We start from the raw sequence: 24,145 nt of genomic DNA, 5'->3' as shown, positions 1-24,145 counted from the left end.
GCGATCGAGTCAACCAGCGTCCTTCCGTCTGCATCGCTCGCCAAATCGCAACCATAAAACAGAATGTCAGCGTCCGACGTCAGAGAGTGTTGCCACGATGCGAGTTCGCCCGCGTAAGCGTCCAGGTTGTCCGCTCCAAGCCACAGATTGCCGAGTCGAATCGAGGAGCCTTCCGAGTGTGAGATGATTTGCAGCGAACGGACGCCGGTGTGGGATTCCAGGATCTCGGTGATCTGCGTGATCCCGTCTCGATCTGCATCGAGGACGTGCACCTCGCTGCCTTCTCGTCTCAAACGCAATTCTTCCAATAACGCATCGAGATCTGGCGTCAGTGCATCCACAATGATGATCTCGTTGGCGACCGAACCCGATTGCTGTTCCGGATTGTCGACACTGGACGAGGTGGTGCTCTGTTGCAATTCCGTGTCCGAATCCAGCGGGATTTCCATTGCCGTCGCCGCACCCTCAACCGAGCCGACATCCAGCATGGCCGGATCGATCGGCGTGGCGCTAAACAACACCATTGGCTCGAGCGTGCTGATGTTGGGCGACCGCTTTCCGAACGACGCGGGCCCACGGGACCAGGTGGAGTTCCGGGCCAAAGTCGCGACGTGATCCACCCTCAGAAAGCAACGCTGCCACCAGTGTTTCGCCATTCTTGACATTGGATACCTCGCACGTCCGTGCTCGAACAAGGGACAACGTCTTCGACACACGTTTGTTCACGGTACAACCCATTGGTGTGGGCCGGTCGTCCGCCGAAACGTAGGCGACAAAAGAACAGGAGGTCGTGAAAACAGACTGGGGAAGGCAGGTTTTCTTTTGCGGCTGGTGAAGATGTGCGGCTTGCAACGTTCGTTTCGCCCGAGGGTCCGGTCGTGCAGGATGAATGCATCGTTGCACCTGAATTAGTTCGATGGATTCGACCGATCACAGCAATGTACAGGTGTTTGCAATCCACCGATTTGCTTTTCTCAGAGCGCAGCGGCCTCCGAAACTCAATGAAACGACGTGTGAAACCCACGATCGGCCTTCTCGCCGGATTGCGATCTCGCAATCCTCGGGGGACGCTGCGTCAGCAGCTTGAGACCGGTCGGCGGTGGGGACGCGTCATTGGGGGTTTGGCGGTCAGCCTAGCATCGCTCCAAACGACCTTGGCCGGGGGCCCCAAGGGGGATTCGGTCGAGCACCATTCGGTGGAGCACGAAACGAATCTGTCTCTTGCTCCCGAGGCAAATGATCTGCCGATTCCCGCTCCCGTATCGAGCGGTCCCTACTCACATCACATCGATCAGTACCGGGATCGGGTGTTCCAAAACGGCGCGCACGCGGAAGGCCGCCCGTCTCACTGGTTCCGAAATTCACCCTCGCTGTCCAGTTGCGAACCGCTCAACGGCGAAGCGAGCCAACTCGATCCACAAGTGGTTTGGTGGGACGCCGACGTCACACGTCCCTTGGGATTGGAACAGCAACACACGGCGGTCGACGCGTCCGGGTTGGCACAGACGGCACTGATTGCATCCCCCTATGTTCGCAGCCTGTTGACGGAGCCGCAGATCTCGATGACTGACATCGTGATCGCGGATTCACAGTTCGATCCACTGACCTTCTTGGATGCAAACTACACCGACACGAACGATCCGGTGGGCAGCGAACTGACCACCGGTGACCAATCCGATCGGTTCCGTGACAATCTGTTTGCCTCCTCCGCTGGTGTTCGGAAAAAGTTGACCAGCGGCGGGAATTTAGAAGTCGTGCAGCGAGGTGGCTTTCAAAGCAACAACTCGACGTTCCTGACACCCAACCCGCAAGGCACCTCGCGGTTGGAGTTGAACTTTTCGCAACCATTGCTTCGGGACCACGGGAAAGCGGTCAACCGCACGCGCGTGATCTTGGCCAAAATTGATGCCCAGGTCACCAATAGCGAAGTGCGTGAGGAGATTCAAACGCATTTGGTCGACGTCACCACCGCGTACTGGGAACTCTACCAAGCTCGCGCCGAATGGTTGCAACGGCACCGTTTGTTGGCCAGTGCTTTGGAAATGCAAGCCGTGCTCCAGGCGCGTGGCGGGGTCGATTCGCAACAGCGGCAAATTCTGCGGGCCAATGTTGCGGTCGCAAAACGCCAGGCGGATTTGGTTCGCATCGAAACTCGAATCCGCAACGCGCAGTCCAAGCTGCGATTGCTGACCGGTGACCGTCAATTTGTGCAGTTTGCTCAATTCGAAATGGTGCCGGTGGAGCGACCATTGATGCAGTGCATCGAGTTGAGCACGCGTGATGCGACCCTGACAGCACTGGACAATCGTCCGGACATCGTGCAGAGCCTGCAACAAATGCATGCGGTATCGACGCGAGTGGGAGCCGCCCGCAATCAAGTCTTGCCGCAATTGGACCTGTTGCTCAGTTCGTATGTTTCAGGTTTGGACACCAATCGGAACACGATTGGTGCCATTGGCCGGCAATTCAGCGAAGGACGCCCGACATATTCCGCCGGATTGATCTTTGAACGCCCGTGGGGAAACCGTGCCAACCAAGCCCGTTTGCGACGCAACCGTTGGGAATGGACTCGTTCCTATGCGGAGTTTCAACAGACCACCGAAGCGGCGATTACGGAAGTCGAAATCGCTGTTCGCGAAACACAGACGTTGTTCAATGAACTGATTGCCAAGCAACATTCGACCGTCGCGGCAGCTCGCGAAGTGGAATACTTGCGGCAACGTTGGACTCATCTGCCCGACCCGAATGAGAACGCGATTCTACTGATTGAGAATTTGCTTGATTCTCAAGAACGCTTGGCCGACGAAGAACGCGGGCTGGTTCGTGCCCAGGTCGCGCATGCGCTTTCGTGGGTCATGCTCCGCAAAGCCATGGGCGTGTTGTTGGTGTGCGATGTGGCGGATGTTTCGCCGATCATGAGCAATGCCCCGTCGATCATTTCAGCGGAGTTGGAACCCTTTGGTGGAATGATCGATGGCGATGAACTGTCGCTGCCCGCAGATTCAGATTGGAGTCTGCCGTGAGCCTTTTCGATCCTGCCGTTCACTGGGCGTCCACCTGGAAATCAGCCGTGTCCTCGGCCAATTTGCCTTCGGCCACCGTTCGATCGTGGTTGGCTGGTCCGCCTACCTTGGACATCGATGCGATCTTGCAATCCGTTGGCGAACAGTTGGATGGCAAATCCAAGTGTTCCAAACACAAGTTTTTGCGGCGGTGGCAATCCCTGCGAACTCGACTGTTGCAACACATCGCATCGCAACCGCGTGACCGGATACATGGCCGAGATCCGGTTTGGGAACAGTGCCTGGTCGACGCATTGATCCTGGCGTTCGATGCGGTGCAGCAGACGCATGGCATCGAACTGTTTGAGGTTCAACTACGAGCCGGCCTGATCGTTTCGGGCGGATGGATGTCCCGCCGCGGGGCAGTTGCCGAGATGCAGACCGGCGAGGGCAAAACATTTGCTTTGTTTGTCGCTTCTCTAATCGCTGCATTGCCGGGGCGAGGCGTGCACGTCGCAACGCCCAATGCGTACTTGGCCCAGCGAGACCACGCGGAACTCCGCGAAACGTGGGCGCTACTGGGCATCGAATCCAGTTGTTTGCCCGCTGAAGTCTCGCACGAGCAGAGCCAAATGGCTTACCGTGCAGATGTGACTTATGGACCAGGCCATGCGTTTGGGTTTGATTACTTGCGGGACCAATTGGCCATCGACACGGACGCTCGTCAACGTCCCGGCACCCGTCTGTTGAAACGATTGAATTCGCCAAATTCCCGCGGCGTTCGATTGCAACGTGGATTGGCGGTTGCTTTGGTCGATGAGATTGACCACGTTTTGATCGATGACGCTTTGTCGCCGCTGTTGTTGTCCGGCACCCGACCAGGAGAGGCGGAGGACGCGGCCGTTCATCGTCAGGCTGGCGAGGTTGCCGAGGCGCTCCGAGAAGGGACTGACTTTCAAACCAACGGTCAGCTCGTCGAATTGTCGGACGCAGGGTTGGAGCGTGCTTACCGCGTCTTGGAAGATTGGTCGGACAGTCCTCTGCGACGGCCATGGCACGAGTATGTGGAACTTGCCTTGCAGGCCAAGCATTTGCTGCATCGCGAAATCGACTATGTGATCGACGATCAATGCGTTCGAATCGTCGATCAATCCACGGGCCGGATCTACGAAGACCGAACTTGGTCCGGCGGATTGCAGCAAGCGATTGAGGCGAAAGAAGAATTGCCGATCCAGCGAGAGAGCGAGGCTCTCGCGAAAATGACCCGGCAGCGTTTCTACCGTTCGTACGACTACTTGGCCGGGGTCACAGGGACCGCCGGGGATTGCCGCGAAGAGTTGCGGTCAGTGTACGGTTTGGACGTGCAAACCGTGGACCCTCGTTTGCCATCACGCCGGGTTGTTCACCCGACTCATGTAACCAACACGATCGAGCAAAAAGTTGCAGCGATCGCCGAGGAAGCTCGCCGCATGATCAACGCGGGGCGTTGCGTTTTGATTGGGACGCTGGACATCGCGACCAGCCACCGTGTGGCGACGGAGATTCGTCGGCAGGGGCTCTCTTGCGAGTTGCTCAACGGATTGCAAAACACTGAAGAAGCCGAGGTGATTGCTCGTGCCGGGCAACCTCATGCGATCACCGTTGCAACCAATTTGGCGGGCCGAGGAACCGACATTCGGCTGCATCCGGACGTGGTGACTCGCGGCGGATTGCACGTGATCGTGGCGGAACACCATCGATCGGGGCGTGTCGATCGGCAACTGATTGGTCGATGTGCTCGCTGCGGTGACCCGGGCAGTTGTCGTCATTTTCTATCTGCCGAGGATGATTTGGTCAGTCAATCGGCACCGTGGGTTGGTCGCGCGATCCAGCGTGCGATGGCAACCGATCAAATCGAAACACTGTCCGTGGATTCTCAGATCGCGTCAATTCAAAAGCGGCAGGCCAAACGGGCTGCCGCGGCTCGACGGCAATTGTTGGAAGCGGATGAACGTGATCGCGGATTGGTTCGCAAAGCTCAATCCAACCGGGATCCCGCCCCACACCTTCATGCATTGGATGCAGGATAATGAACCGCAAATGGATCGCGACGCTTTGCGTCTTCGTGAGTGTGCAGTGTTTGAGCTGGCTCGATTCAGGAGTCCTGGGAACGGGCTACGTGAACACCGTGGCAGCGGATGAATACGAAGCGTTCACCGAACCCTATCGCCGGATCAACGTCTCGTCATCGGAGATGGGCGTGATCACTGACCTGAAAGTTCGCGAAGGCGACGAGGTTCGGCAGGGGCAGGTGTTGGCTCAACTCGAAGACTCCTTGTTGCGAAAGACACTGGAAGTCTCCCGAGCCGCAAAAGACGCCGTGGGCGGAAAGACAGCGGCGGAAGCCGAAGTGGTCATTCGCGAGCAACAAGTCCAAAGCTATCGGCGGTTGTCCACGCAGGGCAACGCCACGCCGAGGGAATTGGAACGAGCTGAAAGCGATCACCAACAAGCCTTGGCGAGATTGCAAAGTGTCACGGAAGAACTGAACGTTCGGGCGTTGGAATACCAGCGAGTGATCTGTCAGTTGGAACAACGACGGATCCTCTCGCCTGCCGATGGTGTGGTGGTTTCGTTGGCGAAAGAAGCCGGCGAGTTCGTTTCGCCGACCGATCCTGTGTTGCTGCAACTGGTTCAACTCGATCGATTGAAAGCCGTCTTTTCTGTCCCGCTGCGACGGATCGATCGCTTGTCAGAAGGCCAGACGGTCGTCGTGCGTGTGGGCGGATCTCGCCGACCTGTGGTGGGAACACTGGAACATATCTCTCCAGTTGCGAACGCCGAGTCAGGGACCATTCGCGTGCGAGTGATCTTGGACAACCAAAAGAAGGACTTGCGCAGCGGAGTGGTTTGTTGGTTGGATCTGGAGGCGTCCGCTCGCTCGCTCGAATCGAAACGGGCTCGCGTCGGTGCCAATCTCCTCTCACCGGCGGTGCGCTAGCACGTGTTCACTGCAACCGTTCACACACCGGATTCGTTCGATCGTGATTCACATCACGATTTGCAGCGTCGTGCCGAGACTTTGGCGTCCGCACTCGAACTGCAATCCGAGCTTGACCGGTGTGGTGAATTCGAAGAAGCAGCGTCGATGGCCACCCGATCCATGAGCCATTGGCTGCGCGCCGAAGGAGCCGTTCTGTGTTGGCGAAGTCGTCCGGGTGCTGGTCTGAAGTGCATCAGCGATCACGCTCATGACGGCGGCAATTTTGCATCCGAACAGTTCTTGGGATCGCAACATGTTGGGACACTCGAACGAGAAGCACTCGCTGCGGCGGAAGAAGCTGGTTTGCGAGATGGGCTGAGCAAGGTGGCGGCGACCGAGGTTGCATCATCGCCGGGGACGATGGCGATGCGGCAATGGCTGAAGACGATTGGGGTGGCGAATTTGATCGCTTGCCCGTTGGCGGATCCGGGGGGGGGAAATCTCGGCGTGTTGTTGTTGCTGGATCCACACGAACCGGATGCGGCGGAAATACTGCAAGCGTTCGGACCGTTGCTGGCCAGCAAACTGCAGAGTATTCAACGATTGCAACCGATCGGCGTGGAAGCATCTTTGGTGCGAGGCATTCGTTCGTTCCGGTCCACGTGGCAACGCGCGACGCTGTGCGTTTTGGCGACGGTCATCCTTTTGATGTTCCTGCCCGCTCATCACAACATTCGCACAAACGTGCAATTCCAGCCCGTCCAACGTCGCTTCATCGCGGTCCCCTTTGATGGGCCGTTGCAAGAGTGTTTGGTGCGTCCGGGCGACACTGTGACGTCGGGCGAATTGTTGGCGAAGATCAATCCGCGTGAACTGGAATTCGAGCTGGCTGGGTTGCGTGCGTTGCACGGGCAAGCCGACCAGGAACGTCGCGGATCGATGGCAACCCATGATTTTGGAAAGAGCCAGATTGCGGCGCTCGAAGCGGAACGGCTGAAGACGCAAACGGAGCTGCTGAACCATCGCAAAAACAATTTGGAAATCCGCAGTCCCATGGATGGGGTCATCGTCAGCGGAGATTGGAAACAATCCGAAGGCGCGCCCCTGACTCGCGGTGGAACCTTGTTTGAAATCGCACCCGTCGGTTCGATGAAGGTTGAGATCGAGGTGCTCGAGCAAGACATCGCTCACGTCAACGCGGGGATGCAAACGCAGATTCACACTCATGCGATGCCCGACCGAGTCATGCACGGCGTGATCAAGAGAATTCACCCGGCGGCAACACTTCGTGATTCCGAGAATGTGTTCTTGGCGGAAGTCACGGTGGATGATCAGGACGGTTTGTTGCGACCTGGCATGAAGGGACGCGCCACCATTTATGGGAACAAACGTCCGATTGGATGGATCCTCTTTCATCGTCCGTGGAACTTGCTGTTGCGCTGGCTGGGGATGTGATGACGCGGCGTGATCCGGGAACGATTGATTGGCAGCAGCAACCGATCCGCATCGCGAGTGATGTGAAGGTTTGGCCGGTTCGCGAAACGGGGGAGCCGATTTATCGGATTGAGATTCCCGCGACACACCAATTTTTTCGTGTGGGTTTGCCGGAGTACACGTTTCTGTCTGCGCTTGACGGGCATCGCACGATTGCGCAAGCCTGCGGTTTGGTGACCGCGAAAATAGGACGAGCGGCGCCGTCGTCTTCGCAATGCGAATCGATTGCTCGCTGGTTGATCGATCATCAATTAGCACACTTCGCCGATGCACCTCCACCTCGCCGAGAACGCCGGGGGCAGTCCACAAACGGTGACCGTTCCGCGGCTCCTTCTACAGGCACACGCTGGAACCCGTTCTGGATCAAGATGCCGATTCCGGGGGCGTCTCGAGTTCTCGGGGCTGTCTCTCACGCTCTGGGTTTTTTGTTTTCAACGCCGATGGTGGTGGTCGGTGTGTTGATAGTCGCCGCCGCGTTGCTGGGGTTGATGACTCGATGGACGGAGTTCCTGGCTGGTGCGGCGTCGATTTTTGACCCGTCCAATTGGGCTTGGTTGTTGTTGACGGCGATAGGACTGAAATTGATTCACGAACTGGGACATGCGATCGCGTGTCATCGCGCTGGCGGAACGGTGCGAGAATCCGGCTTGGTGTGGGTGTTGATGACGCCGTTGGCCTACGTGGATGTTTCGAGTTGTTGGCGATTGACTTCACGTTGGTCGCGAATCGGCGTCGCTGCGGCCGGTATGTATGTGGAAGCTTTGGCCGCGTCGTTTGCGATTGCAGGTTGGTTGTTCAGTGAGAACGAGATTGTCCGGTGGTGGTGTCATCACGTGATCCTCATGGCAGGACTTTCGACGGTTCTGTTCAATGCCAATGTGCTGATGCGATTCGATGGCTACTTCATGCTTTCGGATTGGATGGACGTTCCCAACTTGGCCACGGAAGCCAGCCAATCGGTTCGCCAATTCTTGCGCCGTTGGTTTCTTGGTGATGCGTCGTGGGTTCGGTCGCACACGGGTTGGCGGCGAGTGGCGGTGTTCGTCTACGGATGGTGCGCGGTGGCTTGGCGAGTCCTTGTTTGCGTGTCGCTCGGCATCGCGGCGTCGACCATGTTGGGTGGTGCGGGCGTCGTGCTGTCGGTCATCGGTGGATGGATGTGGTGGGGCAAACCGTTGGTGGTTTGGATGCAATCGATGCGGACGTTGTGGCGGACGCACCCGGTTCAGGTGTGCCGCGGCGCGGTGCTTGGTTTGTTGGCAACGGGGATGCTGGGATGGATGTTGATTGCGATGCCAGTGCCATCGTCCGTCCGAGTTCCGGTCGTGGTGCAATATCGTCCTGAGTCCACCGTCCGCGTCGGCGCAGATGGATTCCTGTCGCAACTGTTGGTGAAGGAGGGGGACCAGGTTCAGGCGGGAGATTTGTTGGCGGTCATCGAGAACCGAGAGCTGCGGCAGCGAGTCGCGGAGTTGGAAATCACTCAGCAGCAAAACGACATTCGCCTTCGCAAAGCGACCGAGTCACGCGAAGAATCGGAGCGGTTGGTGTTGTTGAACAACCGCCAAGCGATCTTGGACAAATTGGTCACATTGCGAAAGCAAACCGATCAGTTGCAAGTTCGTGCGGTTCAATCTGGACGGGTGGTCGCGGAAGATTTGCCGTCAAAACTCAACACGTATGTGAACGAAGGCGATGTGCTGATGGTGGTTGCGACTCCGAACGACAAAGAGGTCTTGGCCGTGATCGATCAGTCCCACATCGACGATGTTCGCCAACGAATCGGTCAGCCCGTGCGGTTGGTTTCCGCCGGGCGACAAACATTTTGGGCTACCCTGGATTTGCTTCAACCGCGAGCATCCGATCGAGTGCCCAACGCATCGCTGGCCGGCACTCACGGCGGACCATTGGCGGTTCGCATGGACGATGAATCGTCGGCGGAATCATCGAGTGAGGATCGGTTGGGAGAATCTGCGAACGAGTCGATGCGGTTGCTGCGACCGCATTTTCGAGGCGTCTTGAAACTACCGGAAACGGAGGCCGAACGAGTGCCAGCGGGCATGCGGTTGGAAGCCCATTTCGGTTGGCATCAGGCTCCCATCGCAACGCGACTGAACCGCTGGTTTCAAGACGCATTGGCCGAAGCCGCTGAGACCGCGGATTGAGGTCGCGGCAACGGACATGATTTCAACTGGTTTGAGCGTTCCAATCAGGAACTTTTGATCCAGCTTGGGTCCAGCACTGGGAAGGCTTCCCCGGCGGCGGGCAACGTCCGCATGGCATCGAATTGCGGGTGCTTGATCAACAGCAGCGGCAGCATTGGGCTGCGGGTTTGCAGCAGTCTCGCCAATCGTTGCTCGGCCGGTTCGCGAGTGGGGACGTCGGTGCGACGGAGATCCAGAATGGTTTGGTTCGAGGTTGGTCCGTAGGGACCATACGGGAGCGTTGCCAAACGTTTTTCGCGTTGCTGCCAATATTGGTCCGTACCATCGTTTGCAGTCCATTTCAATTCTGGATCCAAGTCCGACGCGGCTTTCAAGTCGCTGCTGTGTTCGTACAAGTCAATGAGCAATCCACGAGTGAAACTTTCGGGGCCGATCTTGTCGGCATCACCCTTGGGCATCACGCCCAACGCTTCATTGATGGCTCGGTCTGTTTTGCCCATGAACCACTGAGCACGGGCCTGATCCGATTGCAATAGTTTTGAGGTGGAATGCACCGACACGGCATTTCGAAGGGAACGAACGCCCTCCATTTCCCTGTACTGCATCAATTCAACCCAGCCGAGTTGATGGTGCACCTGCCAAGAGTTGGTTGTTTCTTTCAATAGCCCTAACAAGATTGTTCGAGCTTGTTCGAGATCGCCGAGCCTTTGGTACAGCAGCATGGCCGAGGCCAGGCGCGCTTCCACGTTGCTGGCATCCAATTCCAATGCCATCTGAACAGATCGTTGGGTTTGGGCGATCAACTCTTGTGCTTCTTCGTCGTCGACACGTCCGGCCAGGGTCAACGAGGTCAGCCCTTTTCCCGCGTGGGCGGGAGCGTAGTTGGGGTCTTCTCTCAGTGCACTGTCGAAGCACTTCAACGCTGAACGCATCCCTTCGATGCTGTCCGGGGCCGCTTGCGTCCGTCCTTTCAGCAAGCACGTGAAGGCTCCTGGGTCACGGGGGTTGGATTCGCCAGGGTGTTCCTGCAGGCTTCGATTGATCGCCGCAGCGACTTGCCGGGCGAGACCGGTTTGTTCGATCAGGTTGTCGCCGGCGGTGGTACGAATGACTTTGCCCCAAATCTGCGTGCCGGTTTCAGCACAAATGATTTGAACGTTGACATCCATCACTCCGCTTTGGGTGCCAGCGGCCTCCGTGAAGGTTCCAGCGACCAATGCATCCACCTCCAGCCTTGCCGCAGCTTCGCGGTACTGTTCGGCGAAGCTAGCCGTCATGGGCACATACTTGGCCACCGCCAAGTTGTCCAAGCGACTGAGTTCATTCGCGACCATCGAGGCCAACAGTTCCCCTCGTTGCAGCATGCGTCCGGCCGCTGGTTGAACGTCGACAGGGCCAGTTTTTGTCGTTGTATCGAGCTGTGGAGGGGGAGTGAAGCTGAGCACGCCGATCGAGCGAATTTGGTTCAACTTCCTCCAGTTGCCGCTCAAACCCGACATGCCAAACAAAGCACCAGCGAAGCTTCCGCCAACCATTTCCGCGAACCGGCGACGCGAGATGCTGCCGGCGGTGCGAATTGGTTGCTTCAGCGGCACGCCATCCATGGACACCGCCAGCGTCTCGCTGTCTTGGGCTGGCAGCGTTGCGCCGCCACTGGAGAGCGCCGCAACCACGGTCGCCGCGGTCGGGCGTTCGGCGGGAATCTTGCGCATCATCGCCATGATCAAATCCGCGAGTGCGACGTCATCACGACGGCGTCCGGGATCCGGCAAGGGTGTCTTTTCCAAAACCGCCGCGTAACGGCTGGCCGGTGATTTTCCGGTGAAGGCGGGGCGTCCGTAGAACGCTTCGAACAACACGCATCCCAGCGAGAACACGTCGGCGGCAGGCGTGACTGATTCGCCGCGAGCCTGTTCGGGGGCCATGTAACCTGGCGTTCCCAAGATCATTCCAGCCCGCGTTTTCGCATCGCCGGCCTCGTCGCCGGTTGCATCTTCGTGCGGGTTCTCGGGATCCGATTCACCAGGACCGAACACAGCGCGGCCGACACGCGACAAACCAAAGTCAAACAATTTGACCGATGGCAGTGAATTCTCACTCGAAGGCTGCGTTGCCAAGGTGTGACCGCTGATCGTGTTGGTGGTCGCCGGCAACGGGCTGGGCGAACCACTGCGGCGTCCGACCAACATCACATTTTCGGGTTTCAGGTCTCGGTGAATCACCCCGGCTGCGTGCGAGGTTGCCAGGGCTTCGGCGAGTTGCCTGCCCCAGACCCGCACCATCTGCGTCGTGACCGGTGCCACCTCGGTTCGCCGCGGTTCCATGCGTCGCATCAACGTCTCGCCACGCAAATGTTCCATCACCGCGTAGGGCATTCCTTCATGCACGCCCACGTCGAACAACTCGACGATGTTGGGATGCGTCAACGATGCCACGGCTTTGGCTTCCCGTTGAAAACGTTCGACCAAGTTCGGGTGCCCGTCAATGGACAGCATTTTGACCGCGACGCTGCGTTCCAGCCGCGTGTCGGTGGCGCGATAGACCACGCCCATTCCGCCTCGTCCCAAGACGCCGTCCAATCGATAGGGACCGATTTCAGTCCCCAAAGCAGGAAGTGAATCGCTATCGTCGTCGACTTTGGCCAACGCACGTTTCACACGAGCCTCGGCGGAAGGCGTCGAACGCATCGCGTTTTTCATTTCCACCGGATCGAGGGCGGGCGTGTCCAAGGCCACTGCGTTTCGCGAGGGCGTGTCGTTGGCGGCCGCTAAGACCTGCGTCAGTTCGCCTGAATCACCATGAACGCCTAAATCGCCGTCAATTTCGGCTCGGATCGCTTCCAATTCAGAACGCAGCAAATCCGCGTGCTCACCGCCATGTCGTTCGACCAGGGACTGAATGCTGACCAAATCGGAGGTCGCGGGTTCCCCTTGCGCGATTTGTCGGAGCGCGGATTCATATTCCAAGCACACCGCATCGAGGCGGGCTAATTCGCGGGCGGGCAGATCACTTAAATTCATCGCGAATCACTTCCGTAGCTTTCTCTGATCGAAGAGTGTGTGCGACAGCTTGGCACCGCTTCTATGTTTGGTCCGGGACGGACTCCGCCGCTTCTGTCCAAGTTTTTCGTATCAATTGCAATCGTCGTTCTACCGCTCGTTTGCTCACGGCCAGTTTGGTCGCGATTTCGTCTACCAAAAATCCGTCCATTCGCATCACTGCGATTTCGCGCAATTGCTCGTCCGGCAAATCGTCCAATAATTTCTCGCACGCCTCGGCCAATTCCAATCTCAAGTCGGGCGGAGCGTTGTCTGCCTCGCCCCGTCCTGAGAACTGTTCCAATCCTGCTCGGCCGGAATCCCCCGACGCGTCCAGAAAGACTGACTCGCCACGAACCTGACCGCCACCGCGTTTTTGCCGCGTTTGGCGGCGCAAATGAGCGTTCACTTTGCGGCTTGTCAACGTAATGAGTAGCCCCCACAAATTGTCCGGGCCTGATAAATCAGGGAATTTTTCTCGCCGAACTCCTGCGATGAAACTATGAAACGCGGAAAGCGCAATGTCTTCTTCGTCGCCAGACCGCCGAAGGTTCTTGGGCAATCTTGTTCCTGCCAGCCGAACGAGGGGCTGGAAGTAGCGTTCCCAGAGAACAGCGGTGGCGTCGTCGTCACCTTGGCGAACGAGTTCCAGCAGATCGGCGAACTCTTCGAGCGTCAAATCGTTCATTCCGGCGATTCTCCTCGCACGGGAGCCAGGACTTCTGCGGTGTAAGCGACTTCGCCCACGTTTTCCGCCAATATCGAACCCACCATGATCGATCCCGCCTCAAAATCACTGCGGCGAGCATACCCCATGGCCAATCCTTCGCCCCGATCGTTGATGCGTCCCACACTGGTGATTCGACCCACGGGTTTGGCATCTTCGGAAGCGTTCTGGGCGCGAAGTTTGTCGTCCGTCGCCGGGGCTGCACCCGCTGGCATTCCGGACAATTTCCAACGCACCAGCTTTTTTTGAACCTGCCCCAATGCGTCCAAGCGAGCCACCGTTTCTTGCCCCAAATAGCAGCCTTTGGTGAAGCTGATCGTTTGCGTTTCTCGGTCGGCTTCCTGCGGCAAATGGGCATCCGTTAAATCGATCCCATACCAAGGGAACCCGGCGGCAACGCGATGAGCGTGGAAGTCGTCTTCGTCCGCAACGGTCAGCGAATTCGCATCCTTTCCCAGACTTTCAGCGATCTGTGCCGGGGGTTCCGAGGAGCTTGCGACAGGCAGCAGAAACAACGTGCCTGACTTCACCCATGGCACCTGAAACGCATCAATGCCGTTTTGCGTCGTCATGCTGGGCGGCGGAGTCGTCTGGGCCGGTTCCGTGTCTGCATCAATGACCATCCAAGCGGCCAGCTCTTCATCGCGAATCGCGGGGGTGGCGTCTTCGCGAATCGTGTAGCGGTCGGCGTGTTCCGCGATCGCTTGCGACTGACGCATTGGAGGGGCGTTGTCGGCGGTCGCCACGGCGCCAGGGGCTCCGATCAATCGGTACCCGTTTTCGGTGGCAAACGCGATGACGTGACCTAAACACTTGCCGCGTACATTGGTGATGAACGTTTCCAACCCCAGGCGGTTCGGAACGTCAGGCGTGAGCTGCTTGACATCGTTGGTGGTCAAGTTGTGCAGAATCGCAGTCGCGTCAGCACCGATGAGGTCCACAATCGATAAAGCAGGCAATCGGATCAGCAACGAAGAGGATGGCATACCGGCGAATTGAAAAGAGGGCGGAATCGGTTGGCTATCTTACCCTGATAGCGGCCAAGCACGATCCAGGAACAGCCAAGTGAGGGGGGCGGCCTGTCTCGCTGGCCCTTTGAATCGCTGATTCTCACGCCAAACCTAGGTCACAAGCCGTTTCGCGGCAATCCAACGAAAACTGGGTGTTTCCACCTAACCTTTGCTCTGAGCCGGAGGCAGGTCGGTACGAGACCACTCCACACGATCAATCTCCCTATTTTTTCCTGCCCGCACTTCGCCCACCAAACGCTTTTCTCACCTGAACAATTGTGTGACAATTCGCGAGCGTTTCCCGTTGGGATCAGCGCCCTTCTCTTTTCGAAACGAATCAAACAACAGGTGCGGCATGCGTTGGCGTGGACGACGACAAAGTGACAACGTGGAAGATCGTCGAACCAGCGGCGGTGGCGCGGTCGTTGGCGGTGGAATTGGCGTGATCGTGATCGCGATCATCATCGGTTTGCTTGGCGGCAATCCACAGCAGTTTCTGCAACAAGCCGCTCAGCAACCTGCCCCAGGAGGTGCCGGCGGCCAAGTCGAGTTGACACCCCAAGAAATCGAAGCCGGCGAATTTGTCAGCACCGTCTTCGCCGACACCGAAGACGTCTGGACGGATCTGTTTGCCCAGGCCGGCCGCGAATACAAGAAACCGACACTGGTTCTTTTCAAAGACCAGGTCAACAGCGGGTGCGGCATGGCCAGCAGCGGCACGGGACCGTTCTATTGTCCGGCGGACGAGAAGGTTTACCTGGACACCTCTTTCTTTGGCCAGCTCGCTCGCCAACTCGGTGCACCGGGGGATTTTGCCCAAGCTTATGTGGTCGCTCACGAAGTCGGCCACCACGTCCAAAACCTGCTCGGCTACACGGATCAACTGGATCAAATTCGGCAGCGGGTTCCGGAGGTGGAATACAACAAGTATTCCGTCAAGTTGGAATTGCAAGCGGACTTCTTCGCCGGCGTGATGCTGCATCATGCGGAAAAGAAATACCGCATCATCGAAGACGGTGACATCGAAGAAGCGATGACGGCCGCGCGAGCCATCGGTGACGACACGCTGCAAAGACGCAGTCGTGGTTACGTCCAACCCGAAACATTCAACCACGGCACCAGCGAACAACGTCTGCGTTGGTTCACCAAAGGCTTGCAAACCGGTGACCTGAACCAAGGGGATACGTTCCAGACCGACCAACTTTAGAGTGCCACGATGAAGCCGCTTCGGCAATTCAGAGTCGAACAGTTGTCCCCAACTGTTTGCGTGCCAGCTTTGAAACTTCGAAAGGCTTGATGCGATTGCGATTGAAATTGGACGCAGACGTGTTGACTTGTCAGTTCATCTCTCGCGTCAAAACTCACTATCGATCAATTCACCCTGATCGCGAGTTCCAAGTGCACCCCACAATCCAAAGTTACTGGGATTCCCAGGTGCCTGCTCGCCTTCTCCGCCAAGAATGACTGAGGGATTGTCGTAACCGGCGTCGATCGAGTCCGTGAAGAACTTGATCGCACCGTCCGCCATCGCAACGTGCGCGCCGCCCTGGTGACGGCTACTCATCGTCAACGTTCCAATCGTGGTCTCGTCTCCTCCAAAGCAAAGTGCTTCGTTAGGTGCCAATGTCGTGTTGCATCCAGTCATCAATGGCAACGCGTCGGCCCAACGATAACCACGTCCTTGGGAGCCGTTGGATGAAAGCTGAACCGCCCCCGCTGTGGCATCCCAAAACATGGGCCGGTCTGGATCTTGCTGTGTCCGGCATATCCCCGCGTCATCCAAAACCCCACCACCCCATCCATTGTTCAGTGAAGGCGTCGTGCGTATATCATTGTCGCCCAGGTCGGTGCAGATTTCGCCCAGCATGATCGTCGATGACAACCCGTCCCTCACGTCGTCGTAAGAGGTGATCATGCGAGGCACGAACATGCCGCGACCGGTCGCTTCCTTTTGCTATTTGCCGCTGGGTGACCAAGCGGTTCCGTCGTGCGCCCACAACCCTTCGTCCAACCCTTGGATCGCGTCACCAAGGCACGCGGCGTAGTTCGTGCGCCCGAGTGCAGGGAACCCAATTCCTGGGTCGGATGGGCAACGAAATGTCCCCATCTCATTCCGCCACGGTTCGTAGGCGGAGATGGAAGGTGCGGGGCCCATGGGCGAGTAGGTGTGTCGCACTTCGCCCTCGCCCCCGTCCCCGCCCAGACCTCCGAAGTCCATCTCGTCATAGTCATATCCAGAGTAGTAGTTCTCTTCCACATTGCTGTCACCCTGCGGTGGATCACCCTCATGGCTTTCGTTGATCGCTTCCCAGAGAGGAACCTGGCCAACGAAAGGCGTGATGGAAACCAGAAAACTCAATCGAAACTGATTGGTCGTCAGCGGATCATTCGCGTTGTTGAAGGTCCCCGTTCCATGCGGCGGCAGATGCCCAAACGCATCGTGGTACTGCGCCACGCCCAAAGCGATCTGGCTGAAGTTATTGGAGCAACTCATCCGCCTGGCAGCTTCGCGTGCCGCTTGCACCGCCGGCAACAACAGCGCGATCAAGATCCCGATGACGCCCGTCACAACAAGCAACTCCAACAGCGTGAATCCGTTTCGATGTTGTGATCGCGTCATATCATCCTCGCACAGATAGAAAGTGGGATCGGCTTCCAGCCTGTCGTTTTGTTCGGAACTTTTTCGGCTCATCGCATACTTCCCTCGGGGGAATCCGCTAGTCTAACGTTCCGCGGCGCGTGGCGGTTTCGTGCCCAAGATTTTAGCAGGAGAACTTTCAACGGTGATCAGCCCCGCGTCTCGTCTGTCCTCTTCGGATCCGAACTTCGCCACCGAAGTGATCCAGAACTGTTTGACCTCCGCGATTCAGCGCGGTGCCAGCGACGTGCACCTTCAGCCTCGCGCGGAGTCATGGGAGATCTCCTTTCGAATCGATGGCGTGTTGCAAACGGTCGAGTCGTTTCCGCGGAGTGACGAGAGCGATCCGGTGGCACGACTGATGGCACTGGCCGGACTGCCGTCCTATCGAATGGGCGTTCCACAAGAAGGTCCGCTGCGATGGCGAAGCGGCGACGCAGATCGCAACGCAAGCGTCACCGAACGTGAAATGCGTTTGGGGGTCTTCCCGACCGTGCATGGCAATCGGGCTGCCATTCGAATCATGGAAGACCGCGAAAACGTTCGGCAATTGCATGAACTTGGGCTCGATGAAAGCACACGAATTCGTCTGCAAACCATTTGCGACGCTCGCGATGGTTGGTTGTTGGTCGCCGGGCCTGCGGGAAGCGGGAAGACGACGTCGCTGTACGCTTGCCTGTCACACATCGCCAGCGGGGAATTCCGACGCAGCGTGCTGACGATCGAAGACCCGATCGAATCGGTGATCGATTCGATCAGTCAAAGCCAACTGCAATCCAGCAGCGGTTTGACGTTGGCATCCGCCATGCGGGCCGCTGTTCGTCAGGACGCGGAGGTGTTGTTGGTCAGCGAAATCCGGGACGTGGAAACCGCCGAGGCCGTGCTGGCCGCATCGATGACGGGTCACCTGTGTTTCTCGTCGATTCACGCGGGAACGGTGGGAGGAACTTTGCGTCGGTTGGTGCAAATGAACCTGCCGACATTCGCGATTCAAAGCGGACTCCGTGGAGTGATGTGCCAACGATTGCTGCGGCGACGATGCGATGCTTGCGATGACGACACGAGCAGTGATTGCCACCAGTGTCACGGTGTGGGCTACGCCGGACGGATTCCGATCGCTCAAATGGTTGACCTGAACGATTCTCAGTGTGGTTCGGCCATCTTCAATGCGTTGGCCAATCAGCTTCCCGCATCCGAGCTGGATCGAATCATTGAAGACGCGGGCAACGAATCTCTGCGAGCCCAAGCCGAACGCTTGATCGAAACGGGGGTGACGGATCGAGAAGAAGTGTTCCGCGTTTTGGGACACCGTTCATGACCAGCGATTCCGCTCCAACGCCTGCCTCCACCGCCGATTCTGTCCAACTCAACGACGAGTCGCTCGCGATGTTGTTGGAGGAAGTTTCTGCGATGGCCAACTCCGGACGTTCGCTCGTTTCAGGATTGGCCGGATTGAATGACGTGGCGCTCGGACGTCTCGGTCGCGCCGCGAATTTTGTTCGTACGCGAATCGAACAAGGGCAATCCCCTTCGGTCGCGATGGCTTCGCTTTCGCTGCCCTATCAAACGCCCATTCGAGTCGCCATGCAGATCATGGCAGAAACAGGATCGACGCAGCCCATCCACGAAACGGTTCGTTTGATACGGCAACGCGAGGACCAACAACGAAGGGTTTGGTTGACTGCCATCAACCCGCTTCTCAACATGTTGGTTGCAGCGGTGGTGGCGTTCTTCGTGTTGCCATGGATCTTGATTGCGATTTCGGAATCCGAACCCATCCCATCGCCCTTGGCTCCTTCCGTCACGGAAATTTGCCAGGCATTTGTGCAGAACTACGTCCTCGCCGCCTTCGTTGTGATCAGTGTCCTGGCGTGCTTTGCCGTTTGGATTCACTGGGGAATCAGACGTTCGAATCGACGTGCCCAGCCTTCTCACGTCCTGGCGTCGTTCTGTCGATGGTTGGCGATTCAGATCGAAATCCCTGACGCGAACATCGACACCGCGCGAGCGATCGAGTGTGCCGCAGAAGTCGCCGCATGTGGAGCACCGGGAGGCTGGAAGAACGTCGCCACCAACGTGCGCCGCGGCGCGACCTCCGAGCACTCGCTCGAAATCCCACCGGAGGCTCCCGCTCCTATCAAGGAGTGCGTCGTCGACTTGGTGGCCGGAAAACGCGATCCGCAAACGGTCGCTCATGACCTGCGCAAACTGAGTGAACTGCACGAACGAAGAGCGAATCAACAGCAAACTTGGTGGCTGCAGAACGTTCCTCACTGGATCGCTTGGATCCTGATGATCGTGATCATCATTGTTTTGTTGCAGGCCGCGAATTCGCCCTTGTTGGACGCGAATGGGGAGATCCCTCAATGAGTGACTGGAGCATCGCTGACCAAGCCGAAGTGGAGACCTGGGCCGCCATCCGTGACAACGGGCGTTCCAGCCTTTCGCAAGCGTCCACGCTCAGCCTGCTGTACCTGCTTTCGGCGTTAGCAGTCGGAGCGTTTTTACTTTTCGCGGTCGCACAGATTTGCGAAGGAGCGGTCTACTACGTCGGTTGGGAAGAGGAAGAAGTCGCGGTGGCTTGGATGCAAACCATGATGTGGATCTACGCGGGGACGGCGGTGATCGCATTGGCGGGATGGTTGTTGGTACAGCTTTCTCTTCGCGGCCGTTTGCCTTGGTGGCTGTCTGCGGTCGCAGCCAAGATCCCTGGTGTCGGACGAGCGATTCAAACGATTGCTCTGGCGGATTTTTGCGAATCGATTTTTCGGTCCGTGGCTGGATCGCAAACCTACGGAGACGCGTTTCGATTCGCCGCCCAGGAATCGCGTTTCACTCCGCTTCAAAACTGGGCCGCTCATGTGGCTCTGCGAATCGATGCCGGACAGTCTTGGGAACATGCTCTGAGTCACCCTCCGATCAAGGATCATCCGTTGGCAGCGGTGACTGCGCTCGGCCAAGGTCAATTGTCGAAGGAGGAAACCATTCGCATGTGGCACCAGGCTGCCTTGGACAGTCATTCTCTGATCGAGTCCAGATCTCAACGCAGTGTTCGGAATCTGTTTCGAATCGGGCTGATCGGGGCGGTGCTGACGGCTGGTTTCGCGATCTTGGCTGCGAACACAGCCATTGTTTCGATGATCAATGGACTGACCTTCTTCGGGTGGTGGTAGCTAGCAGTGTCACATCAATTCATCTTCCTTGGCATTGCCATCGTTTGCGGACTGTTCGCTGCCACCTTGCGAACCATCAAGCGGAATCTGATCGCAAAACCGGCTCCGCGGTTCCGCCCGAGGACGGTTCGGATGTTTGCGTTCTTTGAATGGTTGTTTTGGTTGGCCTGCGTGGTGGCGTTGGCAATCTCGGCGCCTCACCCGGTCACCTTTGTGTTGTTGGCAATGCTCTTGGGGACGTTGTTCGTTGCCCGTCGATGGATTTACCTCGACGAAGCGGATTCGTTGAACCGTTGGATGCGATTGGCGGCGGGCACGCGAGCTTCCTACCCCGTGCTGGCAGAATCGCTCGCCGATGGTTCGACCAGTCGCATCGCCTGCCAAGCGAAATCATTTTCCGCCCGATTGATGCGTGGTGAATCGTTGGTCCGTGCGGTTCGGCGATCCAAGCTTCCCGTGTCGGCTGACACCCTGGCGGCGATCCAGCATGCTGAGCCGCAATCCACTGCCGCGTCCGTGAAAGAAACGTCGCGATTCGAAGACATCGACGCCACCACTCCGGCGTCCGCCCCCATCATTGCCGAACAATTCATTTACCTCCTCGCCACAATGTTTTTGGCATGGGGCATGGGAACCTTGTTTCGGTCGCACTTGATCAAACTGTTTGATGAATTTGGGGACGAGTTCGTCAGTTCGCGTTCGAGTTTCGGTGGCGTGGTGCAAACGATCACGACGGTCTATGAAGCGATGATGATCGTCCTTTCGATCTGGTTCGTGATGGCGATCTTGATTCGCTGGCAACCGACTTGGTTGATCCGCTGGATCCCATGGTTTGGAAAAGACGCGATCGCTCGCTGGCGTTGCGAGATCTTGCGATCACTGGCCATCGGCATTCGTGCGGGGCACGCTGAACCTGAGTTGCTGTCCCTTGCGGCGCAATCGTCTCGGGTTCGCTGGATTCGCAAACGTTGCCGCAAAGCGTCCCGGTTGATCGAGAATGGAACCTCCTTGCCGGTCGCCCTTCGAAATTCGCGAGTGGTCACATCGAAAGAACAGTCCTGGTTGATCAGCGCAGCCGGCAACCATCACCTGCCCTCCGCAATCAATCAATTGGTCGACAACATCATGCGGCGTCGATCGTTACGATGGAAACTTCGCATGTCGTGGTTGGTCCCGCTGGCCACGGTGTTCGTAGGAATCTATGTGACGGCTCACATCGTGGCCGTGTTTTCCTTTCTCACCACACTCACCCGGGCATTCAGTTGAACGAATGAGAGCGGCTTCTTCCAACCGATCACGCACGAACGCACGCCATGGTTTCAGTTTAATGGAAACGATGTTTGGGGTTGCGTTCCTCGCCATTTCGACTGGGTTCGCTGTGCAAATGCATCACAGTGGACGCACGTTCGATCGTGTCTCCACGGATCGCTTGGAACGGCAACTCGCCATTGAAAATGAAGCTCAACGACTGTCATTGATTGCTTACGAGGACTTGACGGGCGTTGTCGAGCAACGCGATCCAAACTCCCAGATTCAGATCCAAATTGAGCCTTTTGAAACGGAGTCCCGAAACGGATTGCATTTGACGGTCCAGACCACCGTCCATTCCCAACCGCTGCAGCATCATGTGTGGCGAATGGAGCCAGACGAATGAATCATCGACACGGCTTCACCCTGATTGAAACGCTGGTCACGCTAGCCGTCGTCGTCGCCATGTTGGGCGGGACGTTGGGATTGGTGTCATTTATTCGCACCAGCAGCCGACACGCGACCGTGGCCACGCTCGGCCGGCAAGAAATTCGACGCTTGGCGAATGACATCCGGCGGGATGTTGCGGGTTCCGATCACGTTGAAATGGATGGTTCGCAGTTAGTCCTCGAGTTCAGCAATTCCGATTCACGAATCGTGTACGACTTCGGTTCCGAACCCGCTTTTGCTCGTACCGTTGAGTCCACTTCCCCATCCACTGACGAGGCCGTGAAAGCATCCGACCGCTACCTGATCAACGAACGTTCGCAGGTCGAACTCCGGTTGCAGCCACTTTCGCAAGACGGCACTGATTCAGAACGAAAAACATCGTTGGTCGAGTTGACCGTTACGTTGCCCGATCGCCCCAATCAACCGATTCAAATCCTGGCCGCCCCGAGGATGCCCCGTTGATTTTGACACCTACATCTCGCCAAATATTTCGTCGCCAAATGACTTGTCGACATCCTTTGCCAACTCGCCGTGGTCTGGCCGCGTTGGGGCTGGTGCTCGCGCTGGCGCTGCTGGTTGGAACGTTCGCGATCGCAACGGGTGGACGGGCGACCCAATCACGACAACATGATCTGCATCATCAATCCATCGCGGTGCTCGAATCCGCGATTCAGACCGCTCAGTCGCTGGGCGAAGAACTCGAGTCTGATCTCCGCCTGCCTGTCGACGAAGACGCAGCAGTCTGGATCGATGTGAAAGTCATCACTTCCAGTGACCAACCCAACCAAATCGAAGCCACGTTGGTTCGCAACAACCGGCCTGGCGTGTCGATCCGACGTCTACAACGAGGCAACCCATGAACGTTCGCCAATCAAAACTTCTCGCTCGTTTCGGCAGCACAAAGCACGGCTTCACGTTGGTCGAATTGCTGGTCACGATCGCGATCATCGGGGTCCTGGTTGGGATGCTCACACCGGCGCTCCAATCGATTCGCGAAACGTCTCGGCGAACGGCCTGTCAATCGAAAATGATCCCGATTGGTTTGGCGATTCAAAGTTATCATGATCGTTGGATGCACTTTCCTGTGGGAACGGTCTTGGATCCAAACGATGGGATCGCCGGACCGATCGCCAGCACCGCGGTGGGGAACCATCACAATTGGTTGGGGCGGTTGATGGACTTGATGGACCAACCTGTGATTGGTGATCGCATCCTTCGTTCGGTCAGCGTTTACGACGAGGTCAATCGGCCTGTATTGGAATTGAGTGTGCCGCAGATTCGGTGTCCATCTGCCGAAAGAACGCCGGACAACGCGAGCAGCTACGTTGGGCTGCATCACCCGACTGAAAAATCCATCGATGAGAGCGACCATGGTGTCTTTCTCCTCAACGTCGCGATCACGCGTGACGATGTGACGGATGGATTGGCGAACACCGCGTTTGTGTCGGAAAAACTGTTGCGGCTGGATGATCTTGGGTGGTTGAGCGGGACCCGTGCCACGCTGCGGAATGTTGGCGCGGGAATTCAAACCGCCGACGATCGCTTTGCCAAACCACCTGCATCGGCGGTGGGTTCGGTCGGGAGTCGCCACCCCGGAGGTGCCCACTTTTTATTCGGATCTGGCGAAGTCCGATTCCAGTCTTCGCAGACTGACCCCCGAATCTTGGAACAAATCGTCGACCGTCGCGATGGTGAATTGCCACTTCAGTTTCAATCGATTGATTCGCTTCGCGAGCAGAGTTTGGAATGAATGACTCGTCGCCGAAGGAGGATCAAGTCGATGGGGTGCTGTTGGGATGGTGCTTGGTTTGGTCCGTTGTTCTCTCGATTGTCGCAATCAGTTTTGGCGGGACTCAGAACATCGAGAATTTGGCGGACGAGGACCAGTTGTTTCTGGCGAGTTCACTTGGTGGACTCACCGCGAGTTGGGCTGCGTTGGGCACTTGGTTGTCGCTGATTCATGTGCCTGCAGCGGACCGTTCCAGACGGCGTACACGAAGCTGTCGAATGGGCGTGGGGTGCTTCCTGCTCGTCAATGTGATCGCGATTGCATTCGCGTGGCAGTCCATGCTATCGATCGCGACGCAGTTGTTGCTTGTGGCTTGTCTTTCGTGCTTGGGGCCATTCCTAATCTGGCAATGGTTTCGGCGTCCCATCCATCGGGGCCCAACGCCTCCGACCGAACAACGCAAGATCCGGCAAATTCTGGGAATGGCGGTCACGATCGCGGTTGCCAAT

General features: G+C 57.5%; 18 protein-coding genes and 2 pseudogenes. 15 read left to right on the top strand and 5 right to left on the bottom strand.

The window, feature by feature from the left end:
- A partial coding sequence (locus ACF8AM_RS23665) for a DUF4347 domain-containing protein (RefSeq protein WP_392558017.1) occupies positions 1-665 on the bottom strand: 665 nt, incomplete at its 3' end.
- 336 nt (positions 666-1,001) lie between these two features.
- Between ACF8AM_RS23665 and ACF8AM_RS23660 the strand changes: the two genes are divergently transcribed.
- From ACF8AM_RS23660 to ACF8AM_RS23640, 5 genes are read left to right on the top strand one after another with little or no spacing between them, the layout of a single operon-like run.
- Positions 1,002-3,023 (top strand): TolC family protein, encoded by a 2,022-nt coding sequence (locus ACF8AM_RS23660; RefSeq protein WP_392558016.1) that lies wholly within the window; start codon positions 1,002-1,004, stop codon positions 3,021-3,023.
- Entirely contained in the window at positions 3,020-5,071 is a 2,052-nt protein-coding gene (locus ACF8AM_RS23655) for a preprotein translocase subunit SecA (RefSeq protein ID WP_392558015.1), read from the top strand. Before ACF8AM_RS23660 ends, ACF8AM_RS23655 begins: the two co-directional genes overlap by 4 nt.
- Entirely contained in the window at positions 5,071-5,982 is a 912-nt protein-coding gene (locus tag ACF8AM_RS23650) for an efflux RND transporter periplasmic adaptor subunit (RefSeq protein WP_392558014.1), read from the top strand. Before ACF8AM_RS23655 ends, ACF8AM_RS23650 begins: the two co-directional genes overlap by 1 nt.
- Positions 5,983-5,985: 3 nt before the next feature.
- A complete protein-coding gene (locus ACF8AM_RS23645) occupies positions 5,986-7,419 on the top strand; it encodes an efflux RND transporter periplasmic adaptor subunit (RefSeq protein WP_392558013.1) in 1,434 nt (477 codons plus the stop codon).
- Complete coding sequence (locus ACF8AM_RS23640; protein WP_392558012.1) at positions 7,365-9,623, top strand: biotin/lipoyl-binding protein; 2,259 nt, start codon at positions 7,365-7,367, stop codon at positions 9,621-9,623. The genes ACF8AM_RS23645 and ACF8AM_RS23640 overlap by 55 nt, the downstream gene beginning before the upstream one ends.
- A gap of 44 nt (positions 9,624-9,667) precedes the next feature.
- On the opposite strand, the gene ACF8AM_RS23635 is transcribed toward ACF8AM_RS23640, so the two are convergent.
- The 3 genes from ACF8AM_RS23635 to ACF8AM_RS23625 form a co-directional block, all read right to left on the bottom strand.
- A complete protein-coding gene (locus ACF8AM_RS23635) occupies positions 9,668-12,643 on the bottom strand; it encodes a protein kinase (protein WP_392558011.1) in 2,976 nt (991 codons plus the stop codon).
- Positions 12,644-12,704: 61 nt separating this feature from the next.
- On the bottom strand, positions 12,705-13,349 hold the full coding sequence (locus tag ACF8AM_RS23630) for an ECF-type sigma factor (protein WP_392558010.1): 645 nt from the start codon (positions 13,347-13,349) through the stop codon (positions 12,705-12,707).
- Positions 13,346-14,374, bottom strand: coding sequence for a YgfZ/GcvT domain-containing protein (locus ACF8AM_RS23625; RefSeq protein ID WP_392558009.1), 1,029 nt, complete (start codon positions 14,372-14,374; stop codon positions 13,346-13,348). Before ACF8AM_RS23625 ends, ACF8AM_RS23630 begins: the two co-directional genes overlap by 4 nt.
- 379 nt (positions 14,375-14,753) lie before the next feature.
- On the opposite strand from ACF8AM_RS23625, the gene ACF8AM_RS23620 reads away from it, so the two are divergent.
- Positions 14,754-15,605, top strand: coding sequence for a neutral zinc metallopeptidase (locus ACF8AM_RS23620; RefSeq protein WP_392558008.1), 852 nt, complete (start codon positions 14,754-14,756; stop codon positions 15,603-15,605).
- A 147-nt stretch (positions 15,606-15,752) separates the two neighbouring features.
- Here ACF8AM_RS23620 and ACF8AM_RS23615 read toward each other — a convergent pair.
- Positions 15,753-17,018 (bottom strand): annotated as a pseudogene (locus ACF8AM_RS23615) (DUF1559 domain-containing protein).
- 130 nt (positions 17,019-17,148) lie between these two features.
- Here ACF8AM_RS23615 and ACF8AM_RS23610 point away from each other — a divergent pair.
- From ACF8AM_RS23610 to ACF8AM_RS23570, 9 genes and pseudogenes are all read left to right on the top strand, one after another.
- Positions 17,149-18,354 (top strand): GspE/PulE family protein, encoded by a 1,206-nt coding sequence (locus ACF8AM_RS23610; RefSeq protein ID WP_392558007.1) that lies wholly within the window; start codon positions 17,149-17,151, stop codon positions 18,352-18,354.
- Positions 18,351-19,406 (top strand): type II secretion system F family protein, encoded by a 1,056-nt coding sequence (locus ACF8AM_RS23605; RefSeq protein ID WP_392558006.1) that lies wholly within the window; start codon positions 18,351-18,353, stop codon positions 19,404-19,406. The genes ACF8AM_RS23610 and ACF8AM_RS23605 overlap by 4 nt, the downstream gene beginning before the upstream one ends.
- Positions 19,403-20,209 (top strand): hypothetical protein, encoded by an 807-nt coding sequence (locus ACF8AM_RS23600; RefSeq protein ID WP_392558005.1) that lies wholly within the window; start codon positions 19,403-19,405, stop codon positions 20,207-20,209. Before ACF8AM_RS23605 ends, ACF8AM_RS23600 begins: the two co-directional genes overlap by 4 nt.
- Positions 20,210-20,260: 51 nt before the next feature.
- Positions 20,261-21,475, top strand: coding sequence for a type II secretion system F family protein (locus tag ACF8AM_RS23595; protein ID WP_392558018.1), 1,215 nt, complete (start codon positions 20,261-20,263; stop codon positions 21,473-21,475).
- Between the two features lie 61 nt (positions 21,476-21,536).
- Positions 21,537-21,863, top strand: a complete 327-nt coding sequence (locus ACF8AM_RS23590) for a hypothetical protein (protein ID WP_392558004.1) — start codon at positions 21,537-21,539, stop codon at positions 21,861-21,863.
- A complete protein-coding gene (locus tag ACF8AM_RS23585) occupies positions 21,860-22,369 on the top strand; it encodes a type II secretion system protein J (protein ID WP_392558003.1) in 510 nt (169 codons plus the stop codon). Before ACF8AM_RS23590 ends, ACF8AM_RS23585 begins: the two co-directional genes overlap by 4 nt.
- Positions 22,370-22,407: 38 nt before the next feature.
- The gene (locus tag ACF8AM_RS23580) at positions 22,408-22,767 is read left to right on the top strand and encodes a hypothetical protein (protein WP_392558002.1); all 360 of its coding nucleotides are present in this window, start codon (positions 22,408-22,410) and stop codon (positions 22,765-22,767) included.
- Complete coding sequence (locus tag ACF8AM_RS23575) at positions 22,764-23,657, top strand: DUF1559 domain-containing protein (protein WP_392558001.1); 894 nt, start codon at positions 22,764-22,766, stop codon at positions 23,655-23,657. The genes ACF8AM_RS23580 and ACF8AM_RS23575 overlap by 4 nt, the downstream gene beginning before the upstream one ends.
- Positions 23,654-24,145, top strand: a pseudogene (locus tag ACF8AM_RS23570) (hypothetical protein); the annotation flags it as partial. The gene ACF8AM_RS23575 and the pseudogene ACF8AM_RS23570, both read left to right, overlap by 4 nt.

It is taken from the genome of Rhodopirellula sp. JB055, from assembly GCF_043100905.1.
Lineage (GTDB): Bacteria > Planctomycetota > Planctomycetia > Pirellulales > Pirellulaceae > Rhodopirellula.
This window is presented reverse-complemented; position numbering and strand designations above follow the sequence as displayed.

Excerpts from the sequence above, each read along its gene's own strand:
- ACF8AM_RS23660 (WP_392558016.1), top strand. The coding sequence starts at position 1,002 with ATGAAACGACGTGTGAAACCCACGATCGGCCTTCTCGCCGGATTGCGA.
- ACF8AM_RS23650 (WP_392558014.1), top strand. The coding sequence starts at position 5,071 with ATGAACCGCAAATGGATCGCGACGCTTTGCGTCTTCGTGAGTGTGCAG.
- ACF8AM_RS23640 (WP_392558012.1), top strand. The coding sequence starts at position 7,365 with ATGGATCCTCTTTCATCGTCCGTGGAACTTGCTGTTGCGCTGGCTGGG.
- ACF8AM_RS23635 (WP_392558011.1), bottom strand. The coding sequence starts at position 12,643 with ATGAATTTAAGTGATCTGCCCGCCCGCGAATTAGCCCGCCTCGATGCG.
- ACF8AM_RS23630 (WP_392558010.1), bottom strand. The coding sequence starts at position 13,349 with ATGAACGATTTGACGCTCGAAGAGTTCGCCGATCTGCTGGAACTCGTT.
- ACF8AM_RS23625 (WP_392558009.1), bottom strand. The coding sequence starts at position 14,374 with ATGCCATCCTCTTCGTTGCTGATCCGATTGCCTGCTTTATCGATTGTG.
- ACF8AM_RS23620 (WP_392558008.1), top strand. The coding sequence starts at position 14,754 with ATGCGTTGGCGTGGACGACGACAAAGTGACAACGTGGAAGATCGTCGA.
- ACF8AM_RS23605 (WP_392558006.1), top strand. The coding sequence starts at position 18,351 with ATGACCAGCGATTCCGCTCCAACGCCTGCCTCCACCGCCGATTCTGTC.
- ACF8AM_RS23600 (WP_392558005.1), top strand. The coding sequence starts at position 19,403 with ATGAGTGACTGGAGCATCGCTGACCAAGCCGAAGTGGAGACCTGGGCC.
- ACF8AM_RS23590 (WP_392558004.1), top strand. The coding sequence starts at position 21,537 with ATGGAAACGATGTTTGGGGTTGCGTTCCTCGCCATTTCGACTGGGTTC.
- ACF8AM_RS23585 (WP_392558003.1), top strand. The coding sequence starts at position 21,860 with ATGAATCATCGACACGGCTTCACCCTGATTGAAACGCTGGTCACGCTA.
- ACF8AM_RS23580 (WP_392558002.1), top strand. The coding sequence starts at position 22,408 with ATGACTTGTCGACATCCTTTGCCAACTCGCCGTGGTCTGGCCGCGTTG.
- ACF8AM_RS23575 (WP_392558001.1), top strand. The coding sequence starts at position 22,764 with ATGAACGTTCGCCAATCAAAACTTCTCGCTCGTTTCGGCAGCACAAAG.